Genomic DNA, 22693 nt, shown 5'->3' with positions numbered 1-22693 from the left:
TCCTATCTATGTGTACGTGGATCACTAGCATCCGCTAGGTTTTGACCAACAACGAAGAGAGAAAGAGACACCAAGATCAAGGTTGTCAATGGAATCCAGAACAAGTAAGCGTTGGTCGTAACGTTTTGTGAGTAATCTGAGATCAAGCGTCCCAGACTTGGCACTGTTACAGGCAATCCCAATCCAAAGAAGGAAAGGAAGGCTTCATAAGAGATGAAGCTTGGCAACATCAAGGTCATCGTAGAAACAATAACAGATACCAATTGTGGCATGATATTTTTAACGATGATTTTAAAGGTTGGTGTTCCAAGTGTTTGAGAAGCAAGGTTGTATTCCAAGTCACGGTAACGCATGATTTGGATACGAATCATATAAGCAATCCCAATCCAAGTTGTCACACTCATGGCAAAAATCAGATTCCAGAAACCAGCACCGATTGAGTAAGTCAAGACAATGACAATCAAGAGAGATGGAATGTTTGAAATAATGTTATAAACTTCCATCATGACACGGTCAACAGATTTTGAAATTCCCCAGATTCCACCAACAATAACCCCAATTACAAGGTTGATAAAAGTTGCAATGACAGAGATGAGGATAGAGTTACGCGCACCAAACCAAACCCCGTCAAACAAGGATTTACCATTACTATCTGTACCAAACCAATGTTCAGCATTGGGTTTGATAAAACGAGCAGAAAAGTCATTGACCTTACTTACATCGTTAAAGTCAAAGTTTGAGAACATTGGATAAATAAAGCTCATCAAGATAATGGCAACCAAAATCCCCAACATAATGACTGTTGATTTTTTCTTTAGAAATTGTCTAAATACAGAACCCCAGTATGAATAGGCAGGGGCGTCAATTGTTTCAGAGGCAAAATCGTCACGTTTTACGAACTGAAATTTTTCTTTTCCGATTGTTGACATTATTTGCCTCCTTTCTCTGTCAATTTAATACGTGGATCAAGCATGGTCATCCAGATGTCTCCTACAAAGAGTGAGAAGATAGAAATACATGTGAAGATGAAGACAAGACCAACTACCATTGAGTTGTTTGATGCCTTAACAGAGTCAATCAACATTTTACCCATACCTGGGAAAGCGAAGACCGTTTCTGTCAATGTTGCACCACCGATAACCCCGATTACAGCACCAGGAATACCTGAAACCAAAGGAACCATGGCATTTTTAAAGATGTGTTTATTTGAAATTTCTTTTTCAGACAAACCTTTTGCACGAGCAAAACGAACGAAGTCCTGAGATTGCAAGTCGATCATGTAACGACGAATCCAGATAGCCGTACTTGGTGCACCCAACAAACCTAGAATAACTGCTGGCAAGACATAAGAACGCCAATCTCCAGCACCCAAAATAGGGAATGAGTCAGGCAGACCAATGGATGATCCAATCAAGCGGACGATATAAACCAAGGCAATCGTTGGAAGTGCAAGCAAGAAGGTTAGAGCACCTGTCGAGAAGCTATCAATCCAAGTATTCTTGTGGCGAGCCATGGCAGATCCAAGAGGAATCGCAATCGCATACGAAATGATCAAACCAATCAAACCAGCAACCGCTGAGCTTGCAATCATTGATGGGTATTGATAGTTACTTTCTGTAGCTGTATATGGATCGTCTTTACCATAGTTGGCTACCTCACGCGCATCTGCTTGACTTGGAGATTTGTAGGTACGAGAGTAAATATCTACAGATGAAGTCTTTTTACCCATAGGGAATTGAACTTCTGATGTCTTAGTTTGTCCCTGACCTTGTGTGATAACTTGAAGCACTGGTGTGTTTGCATAAGTTGGGTAAGAGTCACCCAAGTTAATGTTCACAAAGTTTTGGTGTACAAATGGGAATTGATTGTTGAAATACAAAAGGTATTTGTGTTTTGTACCTGAACCAACCAATGACCAACCGATAGCAGGGTCATTCTCAAAACGAAGATAGCGTTGCAAGTTTGGATTTTCAGGGTCTTGAATCTTGTTTGTATGATCAATATCAATCAAGTTGGCATAGAATTTGAAAACACGTTCAAAAATCGGAATTTCACGCGTAGCATAGAATTGACCACTTTCTGAGAATACACCTAGCGTCCAACCATTTCCTAGTTGGTTGATGTATTTTTCGTAGATTGCCTTGTTGGTATCATTGGCATCTACTGTTACAGATGAGTCTATCGTGCTAGCTTTTTCTTGCAACTCCTTGGTATCGTAGTACTCGATATAGCCCATCCGCTCATAAACGGTATTTTCATAATTATCCCGCTTGTCCGGCGTCGTTGCAATCTTGTTATAGTTGGTATCCTGCTTGAAAATCAATTTTCGAGGAACCATCGTATAGATAATTGTGTAGGTCAATGTTGTCACCAAGAAAATAGACAACAATGAACGCAATACACGCATAAAAATATATTTCTTCATATCGTTTCCTTTTAAAATCCCAAAAGAACCTTCTCCTCATGGAGAGAAAGTTCTCTTGAGAGTTATTTATTTAACGTGGTTAGCCAATTCTTTTTGAACTTTTTCGTTTGATTCTTTTTTCTCTTTGAGCCATTTTTCACGAGCTTGTTCATAGTCAGCTTTTGTTACAACCTTATCTTGTAACTGAATATACTTGAAGTATACGTCTGATCCCTTATCTCCAGATTGACTGTAAGATGCTGTGAATGGTACAACACGAGAAATGATTGGTGCAGCACCACTTGATGACATAGCTGGCAAGAAGAGTGAGCTATCTGTCAACCAAGCTTGGGCAGCCGCATATTTTTCATAACGAACATTCAAGTCGTTGGTTTCCTTAGCAGCTTCATCAACTAGCTTATCGTATTCTTTCAAACCAACTTGAGCCGCTGCAGCATTATCTGCACCTTCGTAACCCATGTATGTTTTTGTTTGTTCAGCATTCGTTGTCTTCAAGATATCAAGGTAAGTTGATGGATCTTCATAGTCAGGGTTCCATCCAACAGCACCTGAAAGATCCCAATCTTCTGCTGCTGCGCTAGCTGCGTAGTAAGTGATGTTGTTCAACTCATCTTTAGAAATTTGTTGGATATCAATGACTACGTTGCCTTCACCAAGTACTGTTTCAACAGATTGTTTGAAGGATTGGATACGTGCAATATAGGCTTTAGAAGTTTGGTCTACTGGGATATCCAAGTGGATAGGGAATTTCACACCTTCTGCTTCCAATGCAGTTTTAGCTTTGGCAAATTCTGCTTTAGCTTTATCGGCGTTGAAGAGTCCATCTTGACCATCCGCAAAGTTTACGTTCTTCCATTCATCACCATAAGCAGCCATCTTTTCAGTTACCAAGTCACCGAAAGTTTTTTCGCCTGCTGAGACAAAGGTAGGTTTCACAAAGAGGTTACGAACTGCAAGAGGAGCGCCTTCTTTACCATTAATTTGTGCTGAGTAAGACGTACGGTCAAAGGCAAAGTTCAAAGCCTGACGGAAATCTTTGTTAAGAAGGGCTTTCTTAGTAGAAGTCTTCTCCTCGTCAGTTGTCTTAGAAGTGTATTTGTATCCTTGACGGTCAATATTCACACCCAAACCACCAATACCAGGTCCTGATGGATTGTAGTAGATATTTTCCTTGTAGCTTTCTGCTACCTTAGAGTAGTTTGAACTTGTAGGGAAGAGACGGGCATAGCTATAAGCTCCGCTTGTAAAGTTACGCTCAAGCGACTCTTGGTCTGATCCATCATAGAAAGCAAGAGTAACTTTATCGAGATGAACATTGTCTTTGTCCCAGTAGTTTTCATTTTTAGCGAACTCGATAGAAGACTTAGCAGTCAACCCTTTCAGCAAGAATGGACCATTGTAAAGCAAGGATGTAGGGTCTGTTGCTTTAGCAAAGTCAGCTCCTTTTGATTTTTCAAAATCTTCGTTCAATGGCCAGAAGATTGAATAAGCCATCTTAGAGTTCCAGTATGGTTCTGGTTGGTTCAAAGTATACTCAAGAGTATAATCATCAACTGCCTTTACACCTACTGAAGAAAAATCTTTTGAATTGCCTGATAAATAATCAGACAAACCTTTAACAGAATTTTCTGCTAGGTAAAGAGCTTCTGACTTGTTATCAGCTGCGTGTTTCAAACCATTTACAAAGTCTTTGGCAGTAACTTCTGCGTACTCTTCTCCGTCAGATGTCATCCATTTGACTCCTTTACGAATCTTGTAAGTATAAGTCAAACCATCTTTTGAAACGGACCAGTCTTCTGCAACTGCAGGAACTAGGTTCCCATACTTATCGTTTGTGAAAAGACCATCGATACCATTTGAAGTGGCAACCTTAGTACTTTGTTTCCCTGAAATGAGGTAATCCAACGTTTCTGGATCAGCTGTATAAACATAACCATAATTTTTTGGCGCTGTTGAATCAGATGATTTTGAAGAACCGCAAGCAACTAAAACGCCAGTTGCTAATAGGGCAATTCCTGCTGCGACAAATACTCTACTTTTTTTCATGTTTTTAACTCCTCTTGAAAAATTTAGGCTTATTGGAAATTATAACATATATCTTTTAAAAAGTAAACGAATTTTCAGAATATTTAGGCGCATTTCCTCAAAAAACTTCTATTTGTCAAAATTTCTACATTCTTTGTTTGTTTCTGCAAGAAATACTTTCTAGTCTGACCCTCTTTAGAATGGGATTTTTACAAGCTTTTTCTCACTTCTTCGATCATCATCTGTTTTCCTAAATTGGATTTTAGAATAAGAAACTATTGACGGGAAATGATTTTCAAGGTATAATAATAAACGTTGAGGCGGTATAGCCAAGTGGTAAGGCACGGCTCTGCAAAAGCTTGATCGTCGGTTCAAATCCGTCTACCGCCTTTCAGTACCTGAATGAACAGGAATTAACCAAATGAAAAGCCCGTAAAATCGGGCTTTTTCTGTTATTCCTAATAAGTGGGGATAACTGTATCTACCATCTAGATTTACAAAAAGCAGTGACTCAAGTCACTGCTTTATTCTGTTTCTTCTTCAGGTTCTAGTTCTGTAATTTGAACTTTTACCTTGGTAACACGTCCATTTTTCACCTTATCATTGGTCAGGACGATTTGTTTGTTTTGACTGACCAGTTGGTAACTGATTTTCTCAGTTGTTGGAATCGTACCAACACCCGTCAAATAATAACCGGCGATGGTATCCACATCATCGCTTTCTAGTTCGACACCAAAGTAGTTATTGAAGTCGTTAAGATTCATGGTTCCCTGTGCAATATAGGTGTCCTCACCGATTTGATGGACTTCGATTTCTGCTCGGTCTGTCTCGTCGTCGATTTCTCCGACAATCTCTTCTAGAAGATCTTCCAGAGTTACCAAACCAGCCATACCACCGTATTCATCGAGCAAAATGGCCATTTGTCTTTGGGTATTTCGCAATTCTTTTAGCAAGTCATCCACAAAAATAGTTTCAGGAACAAAGAGTGGATCTTGTAAGATCTTCTTCCAGACAATATTTTCAAAGCCATCTGCATAGGCAGCGTTTAGCAAACGCTTGGTATGAATCAAACCAATCACATTGTCCTTATCCCCATCGTAAACAGGGATACGTGAGAAATTTTGTTTTAAAATACTTTGGATAATCGTTTGACTATCATCCTGAATGTCCACCATAAAGGCATCTGTCCGAGGAACCATGACTTCTCTCGCCATCAGCTCATCTAGAGAGAAGATCCCTTGTAACATCTCGATTTCGTCTGCATCCAAAGTTTCCTCACTTTTGGTCAACATGTACTCAATTTCATCTCGAGTCATTTTTTCATCCGCATCATCAAAGGTCATTGGCGTTAAACGACTCAAGAGATTGGTTGAAGCAGATAACAACCAGACAAAGGGACTGACAATCTTCCCAAGCCCAATGATAATCGGAACAGAGCGAATGGCTAAGGCATCTTTTAGATTAAGGGCAACCCGTTTAGGATAGAGTTCACCAAAAACAATAGAGATGTAGGTCAAGAATGCCAAAGAGAGGAAACTTGCAATGGCATAAGCTGTTTCTCCATTCCCCATCCAAGAGGCAATTACTTGTCCAAGTGTATCTGCCAATTTTGCCCCTGATAAGATCGTGATTAAGGTGATACCGACTTGAATGGTTGATAAAAAGTGGTTAGGATTTTCAAGTACCTTTAACAAACGAATGTAACGTTTGTCTCCCTCTTCTGCCTTTTGCTCCACTCGGGAACGGTTTAGTGACACCATCGCCATTTCAGTGGCTGAGAAAAAAGCATTTAACAGGGTCAAGATAAATAACAATACAAACTGTAGCAACAAATTCTGACTGCTCGGGTCTTCCATAGTCCTTCTCCTAAAATAGTATCTTGTGTTCCATTATATCATAAAATCCATCAGGATTCACATTATTTTTCATTTAAAGAATAACTCCCCTGCCTCTATAAGACAAAGGAGCTATTTTTATTGTATCTATTGTTTCTAGTCCGTCACTGTTACTTGACCCGTTTGGTAATCAAGCTGGATTCCCTTTTGAACATTGGGGATTAGGACATTGAATTCCAATTCGCCATCTGAAGACTTGGCTTCGATTTGTGAAGCGGATGGAACTAGATCCTCATTTGTTGCATAGTGGAGAGTTACCCGATAACGGACCCTCTTATTTTGGTCCAAGGCTTTTCTGACCAAACTCTCATAGTAGTTCTGACCTGTCGAATCTTCAGCCTGTGCTTGGTTTGCCCAAGCCGTCTGAACTGCAATATTCTTGGGATTGCTGGTAGAGGCATCAAAACCATCCAAACCACCTATCAAGGCATAGCCCAGCAGATGTCCTCTATCAACTGCATGTGTGTAGGCTCCCTTTAGATTCTTAACCTGATGCCATCCTGGTGGCGTCCAAGAGGTTGAGCCATTTCCAGTCTCTTCACGATTCTTATACTGCCGAGTCGCTTTGGATAAGATGGCATTGGCAACAGTTGGAACTGTTTCTTTTCCCACTGTCTTTGTTTTATTATCCGCATAGGGTTTGCTGGAAACCTTGGCATCTAGATTGGTTTTATTGCCATTGACAATGAAGGCCCCTGCTCCATTCCACTCGAGCCCCCCCTTGATTTGATTTTTGATTGACTCAGTTAAGACACTTTCAGCCAGCTCCTGACTGGGAGCTTCTGAAGCTTGTTTTTTCTGACTAACCTTGGTTCTAGGGGTGTTTGGCGCTGTCTGCATCTGCTTGATGTAGTAGCTTCCAGCAGCCAAGAGTAAGAATAGAAGTAACCCTATCAGAGCTTGTCTTGTTTTTTTGTCCATTTTTCTCCTTATATCTCTAGAAAAAGACTGGCCTCCCAGTCTAATTTCCTGTAAATTTACTAATCAATTCTTGCCATTTCGCTGGAGACAAAATCGCCCATGGATCCTGTCCCTTTCCTAGAATCCCGTAGCCAATCATCAAGCCGATTCCTAAGGCAAGGAATCCCAGCAAGAGTACAATAAAAATCAACAGTAAGCGACGGAGTACATAACGTATATTTTTATTCTTCTTCATCATTTGCCTCAATCCGCTGAATCTTCGCTCCTAGCTGAGCCAACTTCTCATGGAAGCGGTAGTAACCTCTGTCAAGGTGGACTAATTTACCAACAACTGTCTCTCCTTGCGCTACCAGACCTGTCAGAATCAAGGCCGCACTAGCACGAAGGTCCGTTGATAGAACTTCTGCCCCCTGTAAAGCCTGTCCCCCAACAATACGAGCTGTGTCACGGATAATCTCTGAGTGCAAGCCCATACGGCGCATTTCCTCCAAGTGTTGGAAGCGATTCTCAAACACCGTTTCCACCATGGTGGATTCCCCTTTTGCGACTGTCATAAGAGCTGTAAATTGCGCCTGCATATCTGTTGGGAATCCTGGATGTGGTAAGGTTTTTACATGAACAGCCTTGAGATTTTCAAGTTGAGAACGAATACGAATGCCTTCTGATTCCTCTGTCACTTCAACGCCCATTTCAAGGAGTTTTGAAATCAAGGGGCGATTGTGTTCCCAGACTGCATCGCGAACGAGGACATCTCCGCCAGTCATAGCTGCAGCCACCATAAAGGTTCCGGCTTCGATACGGTCCTGTACCACATTGTGGGTCGTACCATGGAGTTCCTCAACACCAGTCACTGTGATGGTTTCGGTACCAGCTCCCTTGACCTTGGCTCCCATTTCATTAAGGAGAATAGCAAGGTCAACAATTTCCGGCTCACGCGCAGCATTTTCGATGACCGTCACACCATCAGCTAGAGTCGCTGCCATCATCAGGTTTTGTGTTGCGCCAACACTTGGGAAGTCCATGTAGATATGAGCACCATGCAGGCGTTCTGCCTTGGCTTCGATGTAACCAGCTGTCTGGGTAATCTTTGCCCCCATAGCTTCCAAACCTTTGAGGTGGAGGTCGATTGGACGACTCCCGATGGTACATCCCCCTGGCATAGAAACTTTGGCATGGCCTACACGAGCAAGGATTGGTCCCAAGACAACGATGGATGCCCGCATCTTGCTGACATACTTGTATGGAGCTTCCTCCGTGATATCACCAGTCGCATCAACCTCGACAACATGAGCTTCCTCATCAAAGTCCACCTTGGCATTCAGACCTCGAACCACTTGATTCATGGTGAAAACATCTGACAAGATTGGGACGTTCTGCAAGACTGTCTTACCCTTGCTTGCTAGAATTGTCGCTGCCAACAAGGGCAAGACTGCATTCTTTGCTCCCTCGATCGTCACACTCCCGACCAGACGATTATCTCCGCCTTGAACCACAATTTTTTCCATAGTTGTTTCCTTTACTTTTGATTTTATAATAGTCCTCTAAGTGCTTCTTGCCACAGTTGGTACAAACCGATAAAGAATGAACTCAAGATGTAGCCCATCACAATACTAAAGAAACCTACCAACAAACGAACTTTTTTTGTGTTAGTAGCGGTCACTTTTAAAACCTTTTCCCATCTCACAAGATCCTTCAAAAGGTAAAAACTCAAATAAATAAAGAGTATATGACTACTTAGAGTGAATAATAATTGAACCATTTGACTATTATACCATCTTATCCGCTTGCGCGCTAGTTTTCAATTTTTCTACGAATTAGGGATTGTTTTTAAGGTAATCAATCGCATCCTGCAAGGTCTTAACGGGAACGATTTTCATCTCTGTTTTGATCGTTTTAGCAGCTTCTAGGGCTGTTTCATAGTTGCTTTTCGCATTGGGATCTGCTTTTTTTGCTTCCTCAGTGACTGGATTGTCAGGAGCAAAAAAGATGTTAGCTCCCTGACGAGAGGCTGCAACCACTTTTTTGTCAATTCCACCGATGTCGCCAACATTTCCATCGCGATCAATGGTTCCCGTTCCCGCAACGACGCGACCATTACGAAGTTCTGGATCTGCTATCTGAGTGTAAATAGCTAGACTAAACATGAGACCGGCGCTTGGCCCACCGATACCAGCTGTTGAAAAGCGAATGGGAACATCACTGGTCACTTCCGTACGGTCAATCAAGCCAATCCCAATCCCGTTTTTTCCGTTTTCGAGAGTGATAATTTTACCTTCTGCAGACTTGACTTTTCCGTCTTCTTCATAGGTTACCTTGACCGTGTCCCCTAATTGTTGAGAGTTGACATAGTCGACCAAGTCTTTTGAACTATCAAATGTTTTGTCATTAACAGCCGTCACGGTGTCTGCAATGTTCAGAATGCCTTTAAAAGTCGAATTATCCGTCACGGTCAAGACGTAAACTCCCAGGTACTTGAGTTCGATATCCTTTCCAGCCGTCTTCAGTCCTTGATACTTGGCCATATTTTGAGAAGTTTGCATATAGAACTGATTGATTCGCATAAACTCTGCATCAGTAGAGCCACCCGTAGTCTCCTTGGCACTTCTAATATCTGTGAAAGGTGTTAACCAAGCATAGACAAGATGCGACAGGGTGGCGTGTCGAATCCCAACTGTCACAAACTGGTAAGCTCCTGGTTCTGTGTCTTCTGTTTCATTGACTTTCAAAACGCGACGAATATCTTCCGCTCCACCTGGAACTTCTATGTAGTAAGGTAAAGGTACTACAAAGGCTAAAAAAGTCAATACTAGTGCTAGGATGACATATAAGGGCCATCTAGTTTTTTTCTTCATGTTCTAATTCCTCCACAACACTGTTTGGGACATATTGCTGAATCTCCTGACCAAACTTCAGAAGTTCTCTCATGGCTGAAGAGCTAATATAAAGATGCTCTGGGCGACTATATAGGTAAATGGTTTCGATTTCTGGAGCCAGTTGATGATTGTAGTAATCAAAACTAGACTCGTATTGCAAGTCGGTGGTATTTCGCAAGCCACGGACAAGGGTCTTAGCACCCAGTCTTCTTGCAACATCTACGACTAGTTGGTCATGAGAAGCCAGCACCTCTACATTATCTAAATGCGCCACCGCTTTTTCGACTGCTCGTTTGCGATTTTCAACAGGGAGAAAACCTTGTTTGTGGGAATTGTAGAACACCCCGACATAGAGCTTATCAAAAAGTTTGCTGGCACGTTCAATGATATCCAGATGTCCATTTGTCATCGGATCAAATGAACCTGTAAATAATCCAATTTTATCTGACATAGACCGTCACCTTACTAATCCCATATATTTTTTCCTTCCAGATACCTAAGCAGGCGATTTCTTCTGGTAGTTCTACAGACTTATCGGTTTCACAGACAACCATGATCTCTTCGGAGAAAAGGTTTCTTTCTGCCATTTTTTCGATATCTGCAACGATTTGTTCCTTGGCATAGGGAGGGTCTAAAAAGATCAGGTCAAAAGGACCATTCACTTGCTCCAAGGCCCGTTCAGCCTCCATCTTTAAGAGCTGAAATTTGGAAACTTCCTTGGTCATTTGGATATTTTCAGCGATGATAGCTTGCGCCTTTCGATCCCGTTCCACTAAGACAGCATGGGACATCCCTCTTGACACAGCTTCAATAGACAGACCACCACTGCCAGCATAGAGATCCAAGACACGACCACCCTCAAAATAGGGACCTATCATGTTAAAGATAGCTCCACGCACCTTATCCGATGTCGGCCTCGTCGTCTTGCCTTCTAACGTCTTGAGGGGGCGCCCTCCGTAGATTCCTGATACGATTTTCATACCGTTTATTATACCAAATTATAGGCAAAAAGAGAAAGAAAACCGAACCTTGCGGTTCGATTCTCTACAAAATATTTTCGTACGTATCGCGGACTTCTTGAGGCCAGACACTGGTCTGAACCTCTCCGATGTGTTTCTTACGAAGAAGGAACATGGCCATCCGAGACTGTCCGATACCTCCACCAATTGTCAGTGGGAAAAGGCCGTTAAGCAGGGCTTTATGCCATTCCAATTCTAGACGATCTTCGTCTCCTGTAAGAGCCACTTGGCGACGGAGGGTGTCCTCATCTACCCGAATCCCCATTGATGAAAGTTCAAAGGCACAACCAAGAGATTCGTTCCAAACGAGAATATCGCCATTCAACCCCTTGTAGCCATTTTCAGACTCTGTTGTCCAGTCATCATAGTCAGGTGCGCGGCCGTCATGAGGTTTTCCATCAGGCAACTCGCCACCGATACCAATCAAGAAGACAGCACCGAACTCTTTACAGATCGCATTTTCACGCTCTTTCGGTGTTAAGTCTGGATAGCGTTCCACCAACTCTTCTGTATGGATAAAGGTGATTTGTTTTGGCAAGATGGATTCGATATCGTAGCGCGCTTCTACAGCTAGCTCTGTCAGACGAATAGCCTTGTAAATCTTCTCAACAGTTTCTTTGAGATAGGCGATATTGCGTTGACCATTTGGGATAACCTTCTCCCAGTCCCACTGGTCCACATAAACTGAATGGGTCGCGTCCAACGAATCTTCGTCTGGACGAAGGGCCTTCATATGAACAAACAGGCCTTCACCTTCACCGAAACCAAAACGAGCCAAGGTGTGGCGTTTCCATTTGGCAAGTGAGTGAACGACTTCATAGGTTTCATCTGGAATCTGCAAAACCTTGACGGATACTGGATTTTCGACACCTGACAGGTTGTCCTGCATCCCATCCCCGACCTTGCTCAAGATAGGACCTTGAACTTCAACAACTTCTAACTTATCTTTCAAATACTGGGTAAAAGTGTTTTTGACAAAGGAAATTTCTTCTTGTTGATGAATAAAACTTTTCTTCATAAACAGCTCCTCAAAAATTAGTTAAAAGCATTATACACCTATTTCCAAGAAAAGAAAAGAGTAAATAAGAAAAAGTCAGTGCTCTTTTGAACACTGACTCTGTCATTCATTAATCGTTTCGACCAAAGATACGTAAAATGCTAAGGAAGAGGTTGATAAAGTCTAGGTAGATGCTGAGAGCCATTGAAATAACCCAACCTGTCGCTACTTGTCCTCGTGACTGCTCATAAACATAGCGAATCTTTTGGTTGTCCCAAGCAATCAAACCTGAGAAGACCAAGACCATGGCAATACTAATCATGTAGTCAAAGAAGCTATTGGCTAAAAATAGATTCACAACCATGGCAATGATGAGACCAACGAGCGCCGCCATCAAAGCTCGTCCCATTCCACTCAAATCTTTCTTAGTGAAAATTCCGATTGCCGCCATGACAAAGAAGAGAAGGGCGCTGGATACAAAGGCTGATAATACGGTCCCAGGTGTATAGAAGGCTACGACAAAACTAAGCGTAAAGCCATTTAAAACAGAATAGACTAAAAATACTGGAAGAGCTGCTGGGCTGTTTTTGGCAGCCATGCTACTTGCAACAAAGACTAGAGCAAGTTCTGCAAAAGTTGCAATCATCAACCAGAGACGGCCATGCATTAAAAAGTAGACCAATTGGGACTGAAAGACCGTCAACATCAAAGCTGACACGAGAGCCGATAGACCAATCCCAAGGCCCACAAAGGCGTAAACCTTAGCGTAAAATTGATTGAGACCTGAACGTTCTTGAATAATTGTTTGATTCATTCTAATTCTCCTTTTTCTATAAATATGTCTTGATTATAACAAAGATTTTATAAATTAGCTGAAATAAAACATCAAAATGCCTGCTGCAACTGCCACGTTGAGACTTTCTGCTCGACCTTTCATACCAATATGAACCAGCTGATCAGCACTCTCAACCATGACAGAACTAATCCCCTGTCCTTCATTTCCCATAACTAAAGCAAAGTTTTCTAAGGGAGAAAGCTCACGATAATCCTTTGAATCTCTCGATAAGGTCGTTGCCAGAATAGGCAAATTGCTCTTCTTTGCCTCCTCTACAAAGGTGGCAAGAGGCATACGATAGATAGGCAAGTGAAAATGACTTCCTTGCATGGAACGCAGGGTCTTGAGACTGTAGATATCTGCTGACTTGTCTGAAACAATAACCCCTGTAAAACCTGCAGCATCCGCCGTTCGAATCATGGTACCCACATTGCCAGGATCTTGGACATCTTCTAAAAATAGAAACTTACCCTGATGGAGATCAGGCAGTCCCACTTCCTCTTTTTGAATCACTGCAATAATCCCTTGAGGAGTTTGCGTATCTGCCAAATCCCGCAAAATCTCCTCTGAAACCCAGATAGTTTGAGGAAAAGCAGCTAGCTGATCTCGGTAACTTTCTAGGGCAAAGACCTTTTCAATCGTCACTCCTGCTTGAACAGCTTCTTCAAACAAGTGCCAGCCCTCAATCAAATAAGCAGACTTTCGATATTTTTTTTGATGTAATTTCTTGGCATTTTTTACCACAGAATTGGCTTTTGAGGTTATAATAGTCATAGAAATATTATAACACAATCAAAGGGGTTTGGTATGCAAAAGGTTAGAATGATTGCCCAAGGCAGGGTGCAGGGTGTTGGTTTTCGCTGGGGTGTTTATACTTTAGCTCTTGAAATCGGTGGCATCACTGGTCGTGTCTGGAATAACGACGATGGCACAGTGGAAATTCTTGCTCAGGCAGACTCCTCTGCCACTATGGCAAAATTTATCCAAGAAATCCGAAAAGGTCCTACACCTTTTTCAAAAGTTACCTATCTAGATGTACAAATGAGCAACTTTTCATCCTATTCGGACTTCAAAGTCGCAAATTAGGTCTCTAGAACTATTGTATATTTTACAAAAAAACAGTAGAATAGAAAGGTATAATTTTTAAAGAAGGAATGAAAACATTGAAATCTATTAAACGTTTTGCCCTCTCTGCTATGGGAGTGGCTATGCTACTCGTCTTGACAGGCTGTGTCCAAGTAGACAAAGCAACAGGTAAGCCAATTGGTCCCGTTTGGGATTTCTTGGGTGCTCCGATGGGAGAAGCTATCAAGTACTTCGCTACTGATAAAGGTCTAGGCTTTGGTGTGGCTATCATTATCGTAACCATAATCGTGCGCTTGATTATCTTGCCACTTGGTATCTACCAATCATGGAAGGCAACACTTCACTCTGAAAAGATGAATGCTCTCAAACACGTCCTTGAACCACATCAAACACGCCTTAAAGAGGCAACAACTCAGGAAGAAAAACTTGAGGCTCAACAAGCTCTTTTTGCTGCTCAGAAAGAACACGGTATTAGCATGTTAGGTGGTGTAGGATGCTTCCCTATCCTCATTCAAATGCCATTCTTCTCTGCTATATACTTTGCAGCCCAGCACACTGAAGGGGTAGCTAGCTCTACCTTCTTGGGTATCGATCTTGGTTCACCAAGTATGATCCTCGTAGCCTTTGCTGGTGTCCTCTACTACCTCCAATCACTCCTCTCGCTTCATGGCGTAGAAGATGAGATGCAAAGAGAACAGCTCAAGAAAATGATCTACATGAGCCCACTCATGATTGTGGTCTTCTCCCTCTTCTCACCAGCCAGTGTGACGCTTTACTGGGTTGTCGGTGGTTTCATGATGATTCTCCAACAGTTCATCGTTAACTATGTTGTTCGTCCAAAACTTCGCAAAAAAGTTCGTGAAGAATTTGCCAAAAACCCACCAAAAGCAAGTTCGTTTTCAACTGGAGGCGGAGGCGGACGCAAAGATGTCACTCCAAACCAAGCAACTGCGATCATGACCAATAAGAAACATAAAAAACGCAATGCTGGAAAACAACATTCTAGAAAATAAGAAAAAAGCTTAGCTGAAAGGCTAGGCTTTTTATGCATCACAAAAGCCCGATGTCTCCATCAGGCTTCTTTTTTATCCATGAACACGTTTCATGTAGTCTTGGTAACTTTCTGTATCCATCAATTCCTTGGCATTCTTGACACGGTCTGCTGTTGGAGGTTTGACCCCTTCAAGCGAATAAGGAATTCCAAGTTCACGCCACTTGAACTCACCCATCGTGTGATAAGGCAAGATTTCAAACTTGTCAACATTTTTGAGGGTTTTGACGAATTTACCAAGTTCGATCAAGTCGTCATCTCTGTCTGTCAATCCCGGAACCAGCACATGGCGAATCCAAACAGGCTTCCCGATATCTGATAGGTACTGGGCACAGGCCAAGATGTTTTTATTGGTTTGACTTGTGACAATCTTATGCTGTTCTTCGTTGATTTCCTTGATATCCAAGAGAACCAAGTCTGTCACCGCCATGAGTTTATTAAACTTTTCGAGATAACGTGGTTTATTACGGAACGGAAGGGCACAGGTATCCAAGGTACAGTGGATTCCTTTTTCCTTGGCTTTGGTAAAGAGGGCAATTAGGAAATCAATCTGTAAGAGGGCTTCTCCACCACTAACAGTGATTCCTCCCTTGTCTCCCCAGAATCCACGGTAGCGAAGGGCTTCTGACAAAACATCGTCTACTGTCCGTTCGCGTGATTTATTGGTCTCCATCGCCCATGTATCGGGGTTATGACAGTACTGGCAACGCATGTGACAGCCCTGCAAAAAGACAATAAACCGAATCCCAGGGCCATCTACCGCCCCAAAACTCTCTGTCGAATGCACCATTCCTGTCACTTGTCCATAGTCAATTGTTTCTTCAGACATATCGTCACCTTCCTTGAAACCGTTTTATAGTTTTATTATATCACGAGTAAGGTGAAAAACAAGGTTTTTTTGTCTATTTTTTAGAAAGCAATCTGTTTTTCACTTTCATTTTCAATTTCTTTTACTGATCCGATTCAAAATCAAAACCATACAAGGTTGCAAAATAGTCCTCAGGGCACTCTGCACGGCGGATTTGGCGGGCTTTTCCTTCTTCGGTATAGAGAATTTCTGCCGAGCGTAGTTTGGCATTGTACTGGTAACCCATGGAGAATCCATGTGCACCTGTATCATGAATCACCAGTAAATCACCGATTTCTGTATGAGGTAGTTCGCGGTTCACTGCAAATTTATCATTGTTTTCACAGAGTGAACCGACCACGTCTACCACCTCAACAGGTTCATCTGGATGGGTCAGATTGGTGATATGGTGGTAGGCTCCATACATGGCTGGGCGCATGAGGTTGACTGCTGATGCATCCACGCCCAGATAGGTACGATAGGTTTTTTTCTTATGAGTGACTCTTGTGACCAAAGCTCCGTGAGGGGCCAACATAAAGCGACCCAATTCGGTGAAAATCTTAACCTGACCAAGTCCTGCAGGTGTAAGAACTTCTTCATAAACCTTACGCACTCCCTCACCAATCACAGCAATGTCATTTGGCTCCTGCTCAGGACGATAATTGACTCCGATTCCGCCGGAAAGATTGATAAAGTCTAGTGAAATGCCCAACTTTTCCTTGATTTCAACGGCTAATTCAAAAAGCTGACGCGCCAACTCTGGGTAGTAGAGATGGGTCACGGTATTGGATGCTAGGAAAGAGTGAACCCCAAAAGTCTTGGCTCCTTTTTCCTTCAAACTCGCAAAGGCTTCAAAAAGCTGGTCCTTGGTCATCCCAAACTTGGCTTCTCCAGGATTGTCCATGATGTCTGTTCCTAGCTCAAAAACTCCTCCAGGATTGTAACGACAAGAGATGATTTCTGGAATACCTGCTGCTCGCTCCAGATGTTCAATATCTTCAAAGGCATCCAAGTTAATGGTCGCACCTAATTCACGCGCATAGGCATATTCCTTGTCAGGCGTGTTGTTAGAAGAGAACATGATTTCAGAACCCGGAAAATCCAGTTTATGGCTCATCAAGAGCTCTACATAACTAGAACAGTCCACACCGCAACCTTCCTCTTGGAGGATTTTCAAGATGGCTGGGGTTGGAGTAGCCTTAACTGCAAAATATTCTTTGAATCCCTTATTCCAAGCAAAGGCCTGGTTGACTGCTCGCGCTTTCTCGCGAATCCCCTTCTCATCATACAAGTGAAAAGGAGTCGGGAACTCTGCAACAATTGTTTCTAAATCTTCACGGCTGATAAATGGTGTTTTCATAAGCATCCTTCTATTCTGTTTGCAAAGAAAGGCTGGGACAATCGTTCCAACCTTTAGTTCTATCTCTTATTTGTCTTCGTCAAAGATATTTCCAATCTCAACATCGATGGATTGGTTCTTAACATCAATATTGGTTACTTTCAAGAGTGACTTGTAATCAAACTGCTTTTCACGTTCTTCTTGGGCATTGTCTGCAAAGACTGCGACACCAGCTAGTTCAGAGTCAAACTCACGCAAGAGACTAATCATCCCGTTGACCGTTCCGCCACCTTTCAAGAAGTCATCCACAATCAAGACACGACTTCCTGCCTTGAGACTGCGTTTTGAAAGGAACATTTTCTCAATACGGTCACCGCTGGAACCTGAAACATAGTTGACGCTGACCGTTGAACCTTCGGTAATTTTCAAGTCACGGCGCACAATGACAAATGGAACATTGAGGACATTGGCAACTGCATTTGCAAGTGGCACACCTTTTGTTGCTACTGTCATAACGGCATCGATTTTTTGGTCCATAAAGCTCTTGGCAATGATGCGCCCAATATTTTTCAAAATGGCAGGTGTACTGAGCAAATCAGACAGGTAGATATAACCACCTGGCAAGATACGGTCGCTTTCTGAAAGTTTGTCACGCAAGTCTGCGATCATTTCTTTGGCTTCATGACTCGAGATTGATGGTGTAAAGATAACGCCACCACCTGCTCCAGTCACAGTCTGAATATGACCGATTTCGATTTCCTCAAAGGCACGCTTGATAATCACGATGTCCTCTGAAATCGATGATTTAGCAGATTCGTACTTTTCTGCAAAGGTGTTGAGACTGGTTAGTTTGTATGGATTATTAATCAAATAGTTGGAAATGACAACCATCCGATCACTTCTTCTTAATTTCATTTTTATTTACCATTCCATTTAATTTTGATATTTTATCCATTATACCACATTCACATAAAAAAACGAACATTATTGCGTAAAAAATGCTCGTTTTTCTTAAATTATTAATCTAAATCTGGTTTATAGAAGGAACGATTGTCCATAGCGAAGATTTTGTTGGTCATTTCTCCTTTATCCACCAAAGCAAGAGCTGTTGACATCATCATCATGCTGGCATCTAGATTGTCAATCATATGAATAATCTCTGCCTCCATAATGCGTGGACGGACTGGACTACCATACTCCAGCAAGCCATGGTGACTAAGGATGACATGGCGCAGTAGCACCACTTCTTCTCTAGTATCATCGATGCCCAGTTCCATAACTGTCTTGGTAATTTCGCTATCGATGAGGGCGATATGACCGATGAGATTGCCTCGCACTGTGTACTCCGTCTGATCAGGACCGCTGAGTTCTAGAACCTTGGCCAAGTCGTGCAACATAATCCCGGCATAGAGGAGGTTCTTATTGAGCTGAGGATAGATATCGCTAATGGCATCTGCCAAGCGCACCATGGTTGCTGTATGATAGGCCAAACCCGTTTCAAAAGCATGGTGGTTGGTCTTGGCAGCTGGATAGGAGTAGAATTCCTTATCATACTTGGTGTAGAGACTACGAACGATACGCTGCCAGACAGGATTTTCAATCTTGAAAATCATTTGCGACATGTAGTCACGAATCTCCTTGACATCGACTGGTGACTTGACCTTGAAGTCAGCTGGATCATTGGGTTCCCCAGGCTGAGGCAAGCGAAGCGTGATTTGATTGACTTGAGGAGTGTTGTTATAAACTTCTCGACGTCCCTGCATGTGGACTACTTTCCCTGCGGTAAAGGCCTCGACGTTATGAGGTTGGGCATCCCAGAGTTTCCCTTCAATCTCGCCACTATCGTCTTGGAAGGTAAAGGCTAGGTAGTTTTTCCCAGCACGCGTCTGTCTTAGGTCAGCTGACTTAATCAGGTAAAAACCTTCAAACAGCTCATCTTTTTTCATGTGACTAATCTTCATATTCTTCCTCATCTTCTTGGAAATGGAGTAGATCAAGCGCAGGCTCACCTTCTGATAACTCAATGTGACGGAGCGTCCGCTCGATAGCTGTAGTACGACGGTTTAATAATTCATCAATATTGCCAGAGGCATGTTGGAGATGCTTTTGCGCCTTGACCAGAATGCCTCCGAACTTGCCAAACTCGGTCTTGACACTAGCTAGGGTCTTGCTGATATGGTCGGCACTCTTTTGGATATTGAGAGTTTTGAAGCCAACTGATAGGGAATTAAGCAGGGCTGATAGGGTACTTGGACCCGCGACAATAATCTGCTCCTCCCGTCTCAAATCATCAAAGAAGACCGGATTGCGAACAATCTCTGAGTAAAGTCCTTCTGTCGGAACAAACAAAACCCCAAAATTAGTCGTCCGAGGCGGCGCTATGTACTTGCTCTTGATATCCTTGGCGAAACGCTTAACACTTGCTAGGAGAGATTTACGACAACGTTCAATCTCGTCCTTGTCACCTGCTTCATAGGCTTCTTCTAGGCGGTAATAATCTGCCAGTGGAAACTTGGAGTCAATCGGTAAGTAGACATATTCCTGGTCGCCTTGGCCAGGTAACTTGATGGCGTACTCTACTCGCTCGCTGGAGTTTTCAACCGTTGCAAATTCTCGTTCGTACTGGGCAGGAGTCATGATGTCTTCGATGATTTGCCCCAGTTGCAACTCTCCCAGAATCCCTCGCGTCTTGGTCCCAGAGAGAACCTTGTTGAGGGCACCAACATCGCGGGCAACTGTCTGCATCTCTCCAAGACCACGATTGACAGACTCCAGTTGTTTGGAAACTGTCTCGAAGGAAGCCTGCAAGCGCGTCTGCAAGGTCTTTTCTAACTTTTCCTCGACAGTTTGACGTATTTGTTCCAAACGTTGCTCATTGGACTCCTGCAGGGCTTGGAGACGTTGGTCGGTCTTATCTCTGGTTTGAAGGAGATTCTCGTTCATCTCCTGTCTAACTTGAGTCAGACCTTGGTGCAACTCCATTCGCACTTCTTGCAAACGGTCGCTGACGGCCACTTCCAAGTCTTTTTGATCTAGCTGACTGGCTTGCCTAGCTTGTTCAAAGCGATAATCCAGTTGGTCTGAAAGATTGTCTGCCTGATCCTCCAAGCTCTTGGCTAGGTACTTGTCTTGCTTATCCTGCCTTTGCCAAATCAGAAAGAGTCCAGCTAGGTTAGCAATTAATAATAGTAGTAATACAGTCTCCATCCTACCTCCTGTCCTTACTATGCAGCACGACGACATAGCCATCTGGGCAAGTTACCGAAACTTCCCTATCTATATATTCGTTAGAAGCGTACACTTTTTTAAAGAAAAAATTTTCCTCTGTCAATTCGTACTTGGCTCCGATAATGGTCAGCTGGCTATCCCGAACTGGCATAAAGGCTAGATAATCGTAGTCTAAACGGGGCTCTAGCTGACTGGTCCCTTCTGGACAATAGGCAATCACATTTTGCCCATCCTCAATCGCTATCTGGCGCATATAGGGTGCCAACTTGGGATTGCTAGGCAGAAAGACATTGGCCAGCATGTGGTCGATCCGACCACCAAGAGCACCGAAAATAGTCACCTGAGCCTGGGGATTTTGCTCAAAGATGGTTAAAAGAGCCAATTCCAGATCCGTATCATCCTTTTCTGGCTGGGCTTGAACAAAATGTTGGGCACGTTTTTGAATCAACTGACGTTCGTCTGCAGTCACCGAATCAAAATCCCCAACTGCTATAGTGAGAGGCAGGTCTTCTTCCAAGACCCAGAGCGAACCACGATCCACACCAACAAAGCTATCAAAATTCGTCCGATAATGACCGCGATCTCCGCCGGCAAAAACAGCCACCCTAGTCCAGCTGTTTTCTGAGAGTTTGCACTCGTTCATTGACATCTCCCTTAAAGACATAGGATCCTGCTACAAAAACGGTTGCTCCAGCTTCTTTAGCTTGAGCAATGGTCTGGTCATCAATCCCACCATCAACTTCAATCTCAAAGCTCAAACCTTTTTCCTGACGAAGGGCAACCAACTCACGAATCTTATCCATGGTTTCAGGCAGAAAAGCTTGTCCGCCAAATCCAGGGTTAACTGTCATGACTAATACTTGGTCAACTAAGTGTAGCACATGCTTAATCGCCTCAACAGGTGTACCAGGGTTAATGACGACCGAAGGTTTGACACCAAGAGAACGAATTTTTTGAAGAGCTCCATGGATATGAGGTGTTGCTTCGACATGGATGCTGATGATATCTGCCCCTGCACGCGCAAAATCTTCTAGATGATGCTCAGGATTAGCTACCATCAAGTGGCAGTCAAAGACCATCTTACTATGTGGACGAAGAGCTTCGACCACACCTGCACCAAAACTGATTTGCGGTACAAAGTGACCATCCATGATATCGATATGGGCATATTCTGCACCAGTTGCTTCTAGGCGTTTGATTTCACGTTCAAAGTTGGCATAATCTGCTGCCAGAATTGACGGAGCAATCTTGTATTGAGACATAGGTTTCTCCTTATTTTGGAATTTTTTTACTGACTTTTTTTATAGGTTTCTCTGCGATTTTCAATTTCACTGAGAAATTGCAGGTAGTTGTCAAAACGGAAGGTTGCAATAGCGCCTTCTTCTACAGCCGGCTTAACCGCACAGGACGGTTCATGGGTATGGGTACAAATACGGAATTTACAGTCTCGACTGACACTGGCAATCTCTGGAAAGGCCTGATTGAGGTCTTCAGCCGTTGACACTTCATAATCCAGTGATGAAAATCCTGGCGTGTCCGCGATTTTACCCCCATTGAGATTGTAAAAACTAACAGCTCGAGTGGTATGGCGACCACGACCTAGACTGTCTGAGATCTCTCCTGTTTCAAGATTGAGATCTGGTGCGATTTTATTGAGGAGGGTTGATTTTCCAACACCAGTCTGCCCCATAAAGACCGTCACTTTCCCTGTCAACAGAGGTAAGAGCTCTTCCTTACTGGTCACAAAGTCATAACCAATGGCACGATAGGTTTGTTGGTAAAAACTTAATTCTTCCCTATCTTCCAGCAAATCCATTTTGGAAATATAGACGATGGGATGGATGCCCTTGTGTTCCAAAAGAACCAAGAAACGATCCAACAAGTTGCTGTTGAAGTCCGGTTCCTTGACGGACATGATCACCACAGCTTGGTCAATATTGACAATAGGCGGACGGACCAGACTATTTTCCCGTTCGTGAATTTTGAGGATATAACCTTCGGAATTTTCCTCTGCAGAAAAATCTACCCAATCCCCAACATAGGGTGTATGACCTTTTTTACGGAAATTCCCACGCGCGCGTGTTTGATAAACCTGACCGTCACTCTCCACATAATAGAAGCCCGCCAAAGCTTTAATGATTTGTCCCTGCAT

The 22693-nt window shown here is 42.9% G+C and carries 24 protein-coding genes and 1 tRNA gene; 3 read left to right on the top strand and 22 right to left on the bottom strand.

The annotated features are described in order from the left end of the window. Window positions 1–2: 2 nt before the first annotated feature. The 3 genes from oppC to A0739_RS05365 all read right to left on the bottom strand — a co-directional run bounded on the left by oppC (window position 3) and on the right by A0739_RS05365 (window position 4471). A complete protein-coding gene (gene oppC / locus A0739_RS05375) occupies window positions 3–929 on the bottom strand; it encodes an oligopeptide ABC transporter permease OppC (RefSeq protein ID WP_033629311.1) in 927 nt (308 codons plus the stop codon). Then, the gene (locus A0739_RS05370; RefSeq protein WP_061587305.1) at window positions 929–2425 is read right to left on the bottom strand and encodes an ABC transporter permease; all 1497 of its coding nucleotides are present in this window, start codon (window positions 2423–2425) and stop codon (window positions 929–931) included. The genes oppC and A0739_RS05370 overlap by 1 nt, the downstream gene beginning before the upstream one ends. A gap of 66 nt (window positions 2426–2491) precedes the next feature. Beyond that, window positions 2492–4471: a peptide ABC transporter substrate-binding protein gene (locus A0739_RS05365; protein ID WP_061587304.1), complete on the bottom strand. Its 1980-nt coding sequence runs from the start codon at window positions 4469–4471 to the stop codon at window positions 2492–2494. A 298-nt stretch (window positions 4472–4769) separates the two neighbouring features. Between A0739_RS05365 and A0739_RS05360 the strand changes: the two genes are divergently transcribed. Further along, window positions 4770–4840 (top strand) — tRNA-Cys (locus tag A0739_RS05360). 134 nt (window positions 4841–4974) lie between these two features. Here A0739_RS05360 and A0739_RS05355 read toward each other — a convergent pair. From A0739_RS05355 to A0739_RS05310, 11 genes are all read right to left on the bottom strand, one after another. Continuing rightward, window positions 4975–6306: a hemolysin family protein gene (locus tag A0739_RS05355; RefSeq protein ID WP_061587303.1), complete on the bottom strand. Its 1332-nt coding sequence runs from the start codon at window positions 6304–6306 to the stop codon at window positions 4975–4977. Window positions 6307–6441: 135 nt separating this feature from the next. Further along, window positions 6442–7266 (bottom strand): DNA/RNA non-specific endonuclease, encoded by an 825-nt coding sequence (locus A0739_RS05350; protein WP_061587302.1) that lies wholly within the window; start codon window positions 7264–7266, stop codon window positions 6442–6444. A gap of 40 nt (window positions 7267–7306) precedes the next feature. Continuing rightward, window positions 7307–7501 (bottom strand): DNA-directed RNA polymerase subunit beta, encoded by a 195-nt coding sequence (locus A0739_RS05345; RefSeq protein ID WP_000739700.1) that lies wholly within the window; start codon window positions 7499–7501, stop codon window positions 7307–7309. Continuing rightward, a complete protein-coding gene (murA, locus tag A0739_RS05340; protein WP_033629306.1) occupies window positions 7488–8771 on the bottom strand; it encodes a UDP-N-acetylglucosamine 1-carboxyvinyltransferase in 1284 nt (427 codons plus the stop codon). The genes A0739_RS05345 and murA overlap by 14 nt, the downstream gene beginning before the upstream one ends. 23 nt (window positions 8772–8794) lie before the next feature. Continuing rightward, the gene (locus A0739_RS10125; protein ID WP_071788240.1) at window positions 8795–9025 is read right to left on the bottom strand and encodes a DUF1146 family protein; all 231 of its coding nucleotides are present in this window, start codon (window positions 9023–9025) and stop codon (window positions 8795–8797) included. Between the two features lie 55 nt (window positions 9026–9080). Then, the gene (locus tag A0739_RS05335; RefSeq protein WP_061587301.1) at window positions 9081–10118 is read right to left on the bottom strand and encodes a SepM family pheromone-processing serine protease; all 1038 of its coding nucleotides are present in this window, start codon (window positions 10116–10118) and stop codon (window positions 9081–9083) included. After that, the gene (gene coaD / locus A0739_RS05330) at window positions 10102–10590 is read right to left on the bottom strand and encodes a pantetheine-phosphate adenylyltransferase (RefSeq protein WP_061587300.1); all 489 of its coding nucleotides are present in this window, start codon (window positions 10588–10590) and stop codon (window positions 10102–10104) included. Before coaD ends, A0739_RS05335 begins: the two co-directional genes overlap by 17 nt. Further along, window positions 10580–11119 carry a 16S rRNA (guanine(966)-N(2))-methyltransferase RsmD gene (gene rsmD / locus A0739_RS05325; RefSeq protein ID WP_061587299.1) on the bottom strand — a complete coding sequence of 180 codons (540 nt, stop codon included), beginning with the start codon at window positions 11117–11119 and terminating at the stop codon, window positions 10580–10582. The genes coaD and rsmD overlap by 11 nt, the downstream gene beginning before the upstream one ends. Before the next feature lie 64 nt (window positions 11120–11183). Beyond that, window positions 11184–12176: an aspartate--ammonia ligase gene (asnA, locus tag A0739_RS05320; RefSeq protein WP_000747998.1), complete on the bottom strand. Its 993-nt coding sequence runs from the start codon at window positions 12174–12176 to the stop codon at window positions 11184–11186. A 109-nt stretch (window positions 12177–12285) separates the two neighbouring features. After that, complete coding sequence (locus tag A0739_RS05315; RefSeq protein WP_001076870.1) at window positions 12286–12969, bottom strand: Bax inhibitor-1/YccA family protein; 684 nt, start codon at window positions 12967–12969, stop codon at window positions 12286–12288. 54 nt (window positions 12970–13023) lie between these two features. Beyond that, a complete protein-coding gene (locus A0739_RS05310; RefSeq protein ID WP_061587298.1) occupies window positions 13024–13764 on the bottom strand; it encodes a TrmH family RNA methyltransferase in 741 nt (246 codons plus the stop codon). A 33-nt stretch (window positions 13765–13797) separates the two neighbouring features. Here A0739_RS05310 and A0739_RS05305 point away from each other — a divergent pair, with 33 nt between their 5' ends. Together A0739_RS05305 and yidC are read left to right on the top strand one after the other, a co-directional pair. Further along, complete coding sequence (locus tag A0739_RS05305) at window positions 13798–14076, top strand: acylphosphatase (protein ID WP_001174620.1); 279 nt, start codon at window positions 13798–13800, stop codon at window positions 14074–14076. A 77-nt stretch (window positions 14077–14153) separates the two neighbouring features. Then, entirely contained in the window at window positions 14154–15089 is a 936-nt protein-coding gene (gene yidC, locus A0739_RS05300) for a membrane protein insertase YidC (protein ID WP_033629379.1), read from the top strand. 72 nt (window positions 15090–15161) lie between these two features. On the opposite strand, the gene pflA is transcribed toward yidC, so the two are convergent. From pflA to rsgA, 8 genes are all read right to left on the bottom strand, one after another. Beyond that, the gene (gene pflA, locus A0739_RS05295; RefSeq protein ID WP_033629301.1) at window positions 15162–15956 is read right to left on the bottom strand and encodes a pyruvate formate-lyase-activating protein; all 795 of its coding nucleotides are present in this window, start codon (window positions 15954–15956) and stop codon (window positions 15162–15164) included. 121 nt (window positions 15957–16077) lie between these two features. Beyond that, a complete protein-coding gene (locus A0739_RS05290; protein ID WP_033629300.1) occupies window positions 16078–17334 on the bottom strand; it encodes a diaminopimelate decarboxylase in 1257 nt (418 codons plus the stop codon). A 66-nt stretch (window positions 17335–17400) separates the two neighbouring features. Next, the gene (purR, locus tag A0739_RS05285) at window positions 17401–18228 is read right to left on the bottom strand and encodes a pur operon repressor (protein WP_002874197.1); all 828 of its coding nucleotides are present in this window, start codon (window positions 18226–18228) and stop codon (window positions 17401–17403) included. Between the two features lie 104 nt (window positions 18229–18332). Continuing rightward, window positions 18333–19274 (bottom strand): 3'-5' exoribonuclease YhaM family protein, encoded by a 942-nt coding sequence (locus A0739_RS05280; protein WP_033629299.1) that lies wholly within the window; start codon window positions 19272–19274, stop codon window positions 18333–18335. After that, window positions 19264–20520 carry a DNA recombination protein RmuC gene (locus A0739_RS05275; protein ID WP_033629298.1) on the bottom strand — a complete coding sequence of 419 codons (1257 nt, stop codon included), beginning with the start codon at window positions 20518–20520 and terminating at the stop codon, window positions 19264–19266. Before A0739_RS05275 ends, A0739_RS05280 begins: the two co-directional genes overlap by 11 nt. 1 nt (window position 20521) lies before the next feature. Continuing rightward, window positions 20522–21184 (bottom strand): thiamine diphosphokinase, encoded by a 663-nt coding sequence (locus A0739_RS05270; RefSeq protein WP_033629297.1) that lies wholly within the window; start codon window positions 21182–21184, stop codon window positions 20522–20524. Then, the gene (rpe, locus tag A0739_RS05265) at window positions 21147–21803 is read right to left on the bottom strand and encodes a ribulose-phosphate 3-epimerase (RefSeq protein WP_033629296.1); all 657 of its coding nucleotides are present in this window, start codon (window positions 21801–21803) and stop codon (window positions 21147–21149) included. Before rpe ends, A0739_RS05270 begins: the two co-directional genes overlap by 38 nt. A gap of 26 nt (window positions 21804–21829) precedes the next feature. Continuing rightward, complete coding sequence (gene rsgA / locus A0739_RS05260) at window positions 21830–22693, bottom strand: ribosome small subunit-dependent GTPase A (RefSeq protein ID WP_155718969.1); 864 nt, start codon at window positions 22691–22693, stop codon at window positions 21830–21832.

This window comes from Streptococcus oralis (assembly GCF_001588645.1).
GTDB lineage: Bacteria > Bacillota > Bacilli > Lactobacillales > Streptococcaceae > Streptococcus > Streptococcus oralis_AB.
Note: the sequence above shows the minus strand (reverse complement) of the source record. Positions and strands in the feature narration are given on the sequence as shown.

What these genes read in the sequence shown, in the direction of transcription:
- oppC (WP_033629311.1), bottom strand. Translation starts at nt 929, where the DNA reads ATGTCAACAATCGGAAAAGAAAAATTTCAGTTCGTAAAACGTGACGAT.
- A0739_RS05370 (WP_061587305.1), bottom strand. Translation starts at nt 2,425, where the DNA reads ATGAAGAAATATATTTTTATGCGTGTATTGCGTTCATTGTTGTCTATT.
- A0739_RS05365 (WP_061587304.1), bottom strand. Translation starts at nt 4,471, where the DNA reads ATGAAAAAAAGTAGAGTATTTGTCGCAGCAGGAATTGCCCTATTAGCA.
- A0739_RS05355 (WP_061587303.1), bottom strand. Translation starts at nt 6,306, where the DNA reads ATGGAAGACCCGAGCAGTCAGAATTTGTTGCTACAGTTTGTATTGTTA.
- A0739_RS05350 (WP_061587302.1), bottom strand. Translation starts at nt 7,266, where the DNA reads ATGGACAAAAAAACAAGACAAGCTCTGATAGGGTTACTTCTATTCTTA.
- A0739_RS05345 (WP_000739700.1), bottom strand. Translation starts at nt 7,501, where the DNA reads ATGAAGAAGAATAAAAATATACGTTATGTACTCCGTCGCTTACTGTTG.
- murA (WP_033629306.1), bottom strand. Translation starts at nt 8,771, where the DNA reads ATGGAAAAAATTGTGGTTCAAGGCGGAGATAATCGTCTGGTCGGGAGT.
- A0739_RS10125 (WP_071788240.1), bottom strand. Translation starts at nt 9,025, where the DNA reads ATGGTTCAATTATTATTCACTCTAAGTAGTCATATACTCTTTATTTAT.
- A0739_RS05335 (WP_061587301.1), bottom strand. Translation starts at nt 10,118, where the DNA reads ATGAAGAAAAAAACTAGATGGCCCTTATATGTCATCCTAGCACTAGTA.
- coaD (WP_061587300.1), bottom strand. Translation starts at nt 10,590, where the DNA reads ATGTCAGATAAAATTGGATTATTTACAGGTTCATTTGATCCGATGACA.
- rsmD (WP_061587299.1), bottom strand. Translation starts at nt 11,119, where the DNA reads ATGAAAATCGTATCAGGAATCTACGGAGGGCGCCCCCTCAAGACGTTA.
- asnA (WP_000747998.1), bottom strand. Translation starts at nt 12,176, where the DNA reads ATGAAGAAAAGTTTTATTCATCAACAAGAAGAAATTTCCTTTGTCAAA.
- A0739_RS05315 (WP_001076870.1), bottom strand. Translation starts at nt 12,969, where the DNA reads ATGAATCAAACAATTATTCAAGAACGTTCAGGTCTCAATCAATTTTAC.
- A0739_RS05310 (WP_061587298.1), bottom strand. Translation starts at nt 13,764, where the DNA reads ATGACTATTATAACCTCAAAAGCCAATTCTGTGGTAAAAAATGCCAAG.
- A0739_RS05305 (WP_001174620.1), top strand. Translation starts at nt 13,798, where the DNA reads ATGCAAAAGGTTAGAATGATTGCCCAAGGCAGGGTGCAGGGTGTTGGT.
- pflA (WP_033629301.1), bottom strand. Translation starts at nt 15,956, where the DNA reads ATGTCTGAAGAAACAATTGACTATGGACAAGTGACAGGAATGGTGCAT.
- A0739_RS05290 (WP_033629300.1), bottom strand. Translation starts at nt 17,334, where the DNA reads ATGAAAACACCATTTATCAGCCGTGAAGATTTAGAAACAATTGTTGCA.
- purR (WP_002874197.1), bottom strand. Translation starts at nt 18,228, where the DNA reads ATGAAATTAAGAAGAAGTGATCGGATGGTTGTCATTTCCAACTATTTG.
- A0739_RS05280 (WP_033629299.1), bottom strand. Translation starts at nt 19,274, where the DNA reads ATGAAGATTAGTCACATGAAAAAAGATGAGCTGTTTGAAGGTTTTTAC.
- A0739_RS05275 (WP_033629298.1), bottom strand. Translation starts at nt 20,520, where the DNA reads ATGGAGACTGTATTACTACTATTATTAATTGCTAACCTAGCTGGACTC.
- A0739_RS05270 (WP_033629297.1), bottom strand. Translation starts at nt 21,184, where the DNA reads ATGAACGAGTGCAAACTCTCAGAAAACAGCTGGACTAGGGTGGCTGTT.
- rpe (WP_033629296.1), bottom strand. Translation starts at nt 21,803, where the DNA reads ATGTCTCAATACAAGATTGCTCCGTCAATTCTGGCAGCAGATTATGCC.
- rsgA (WP_155718969.1), bottom strand. Translation starts at nt 22,693, where the DNA reads ATGCAGGGACAAATCATTAAAGCTTTGGCGGGCTTCTATTATGTGGAG.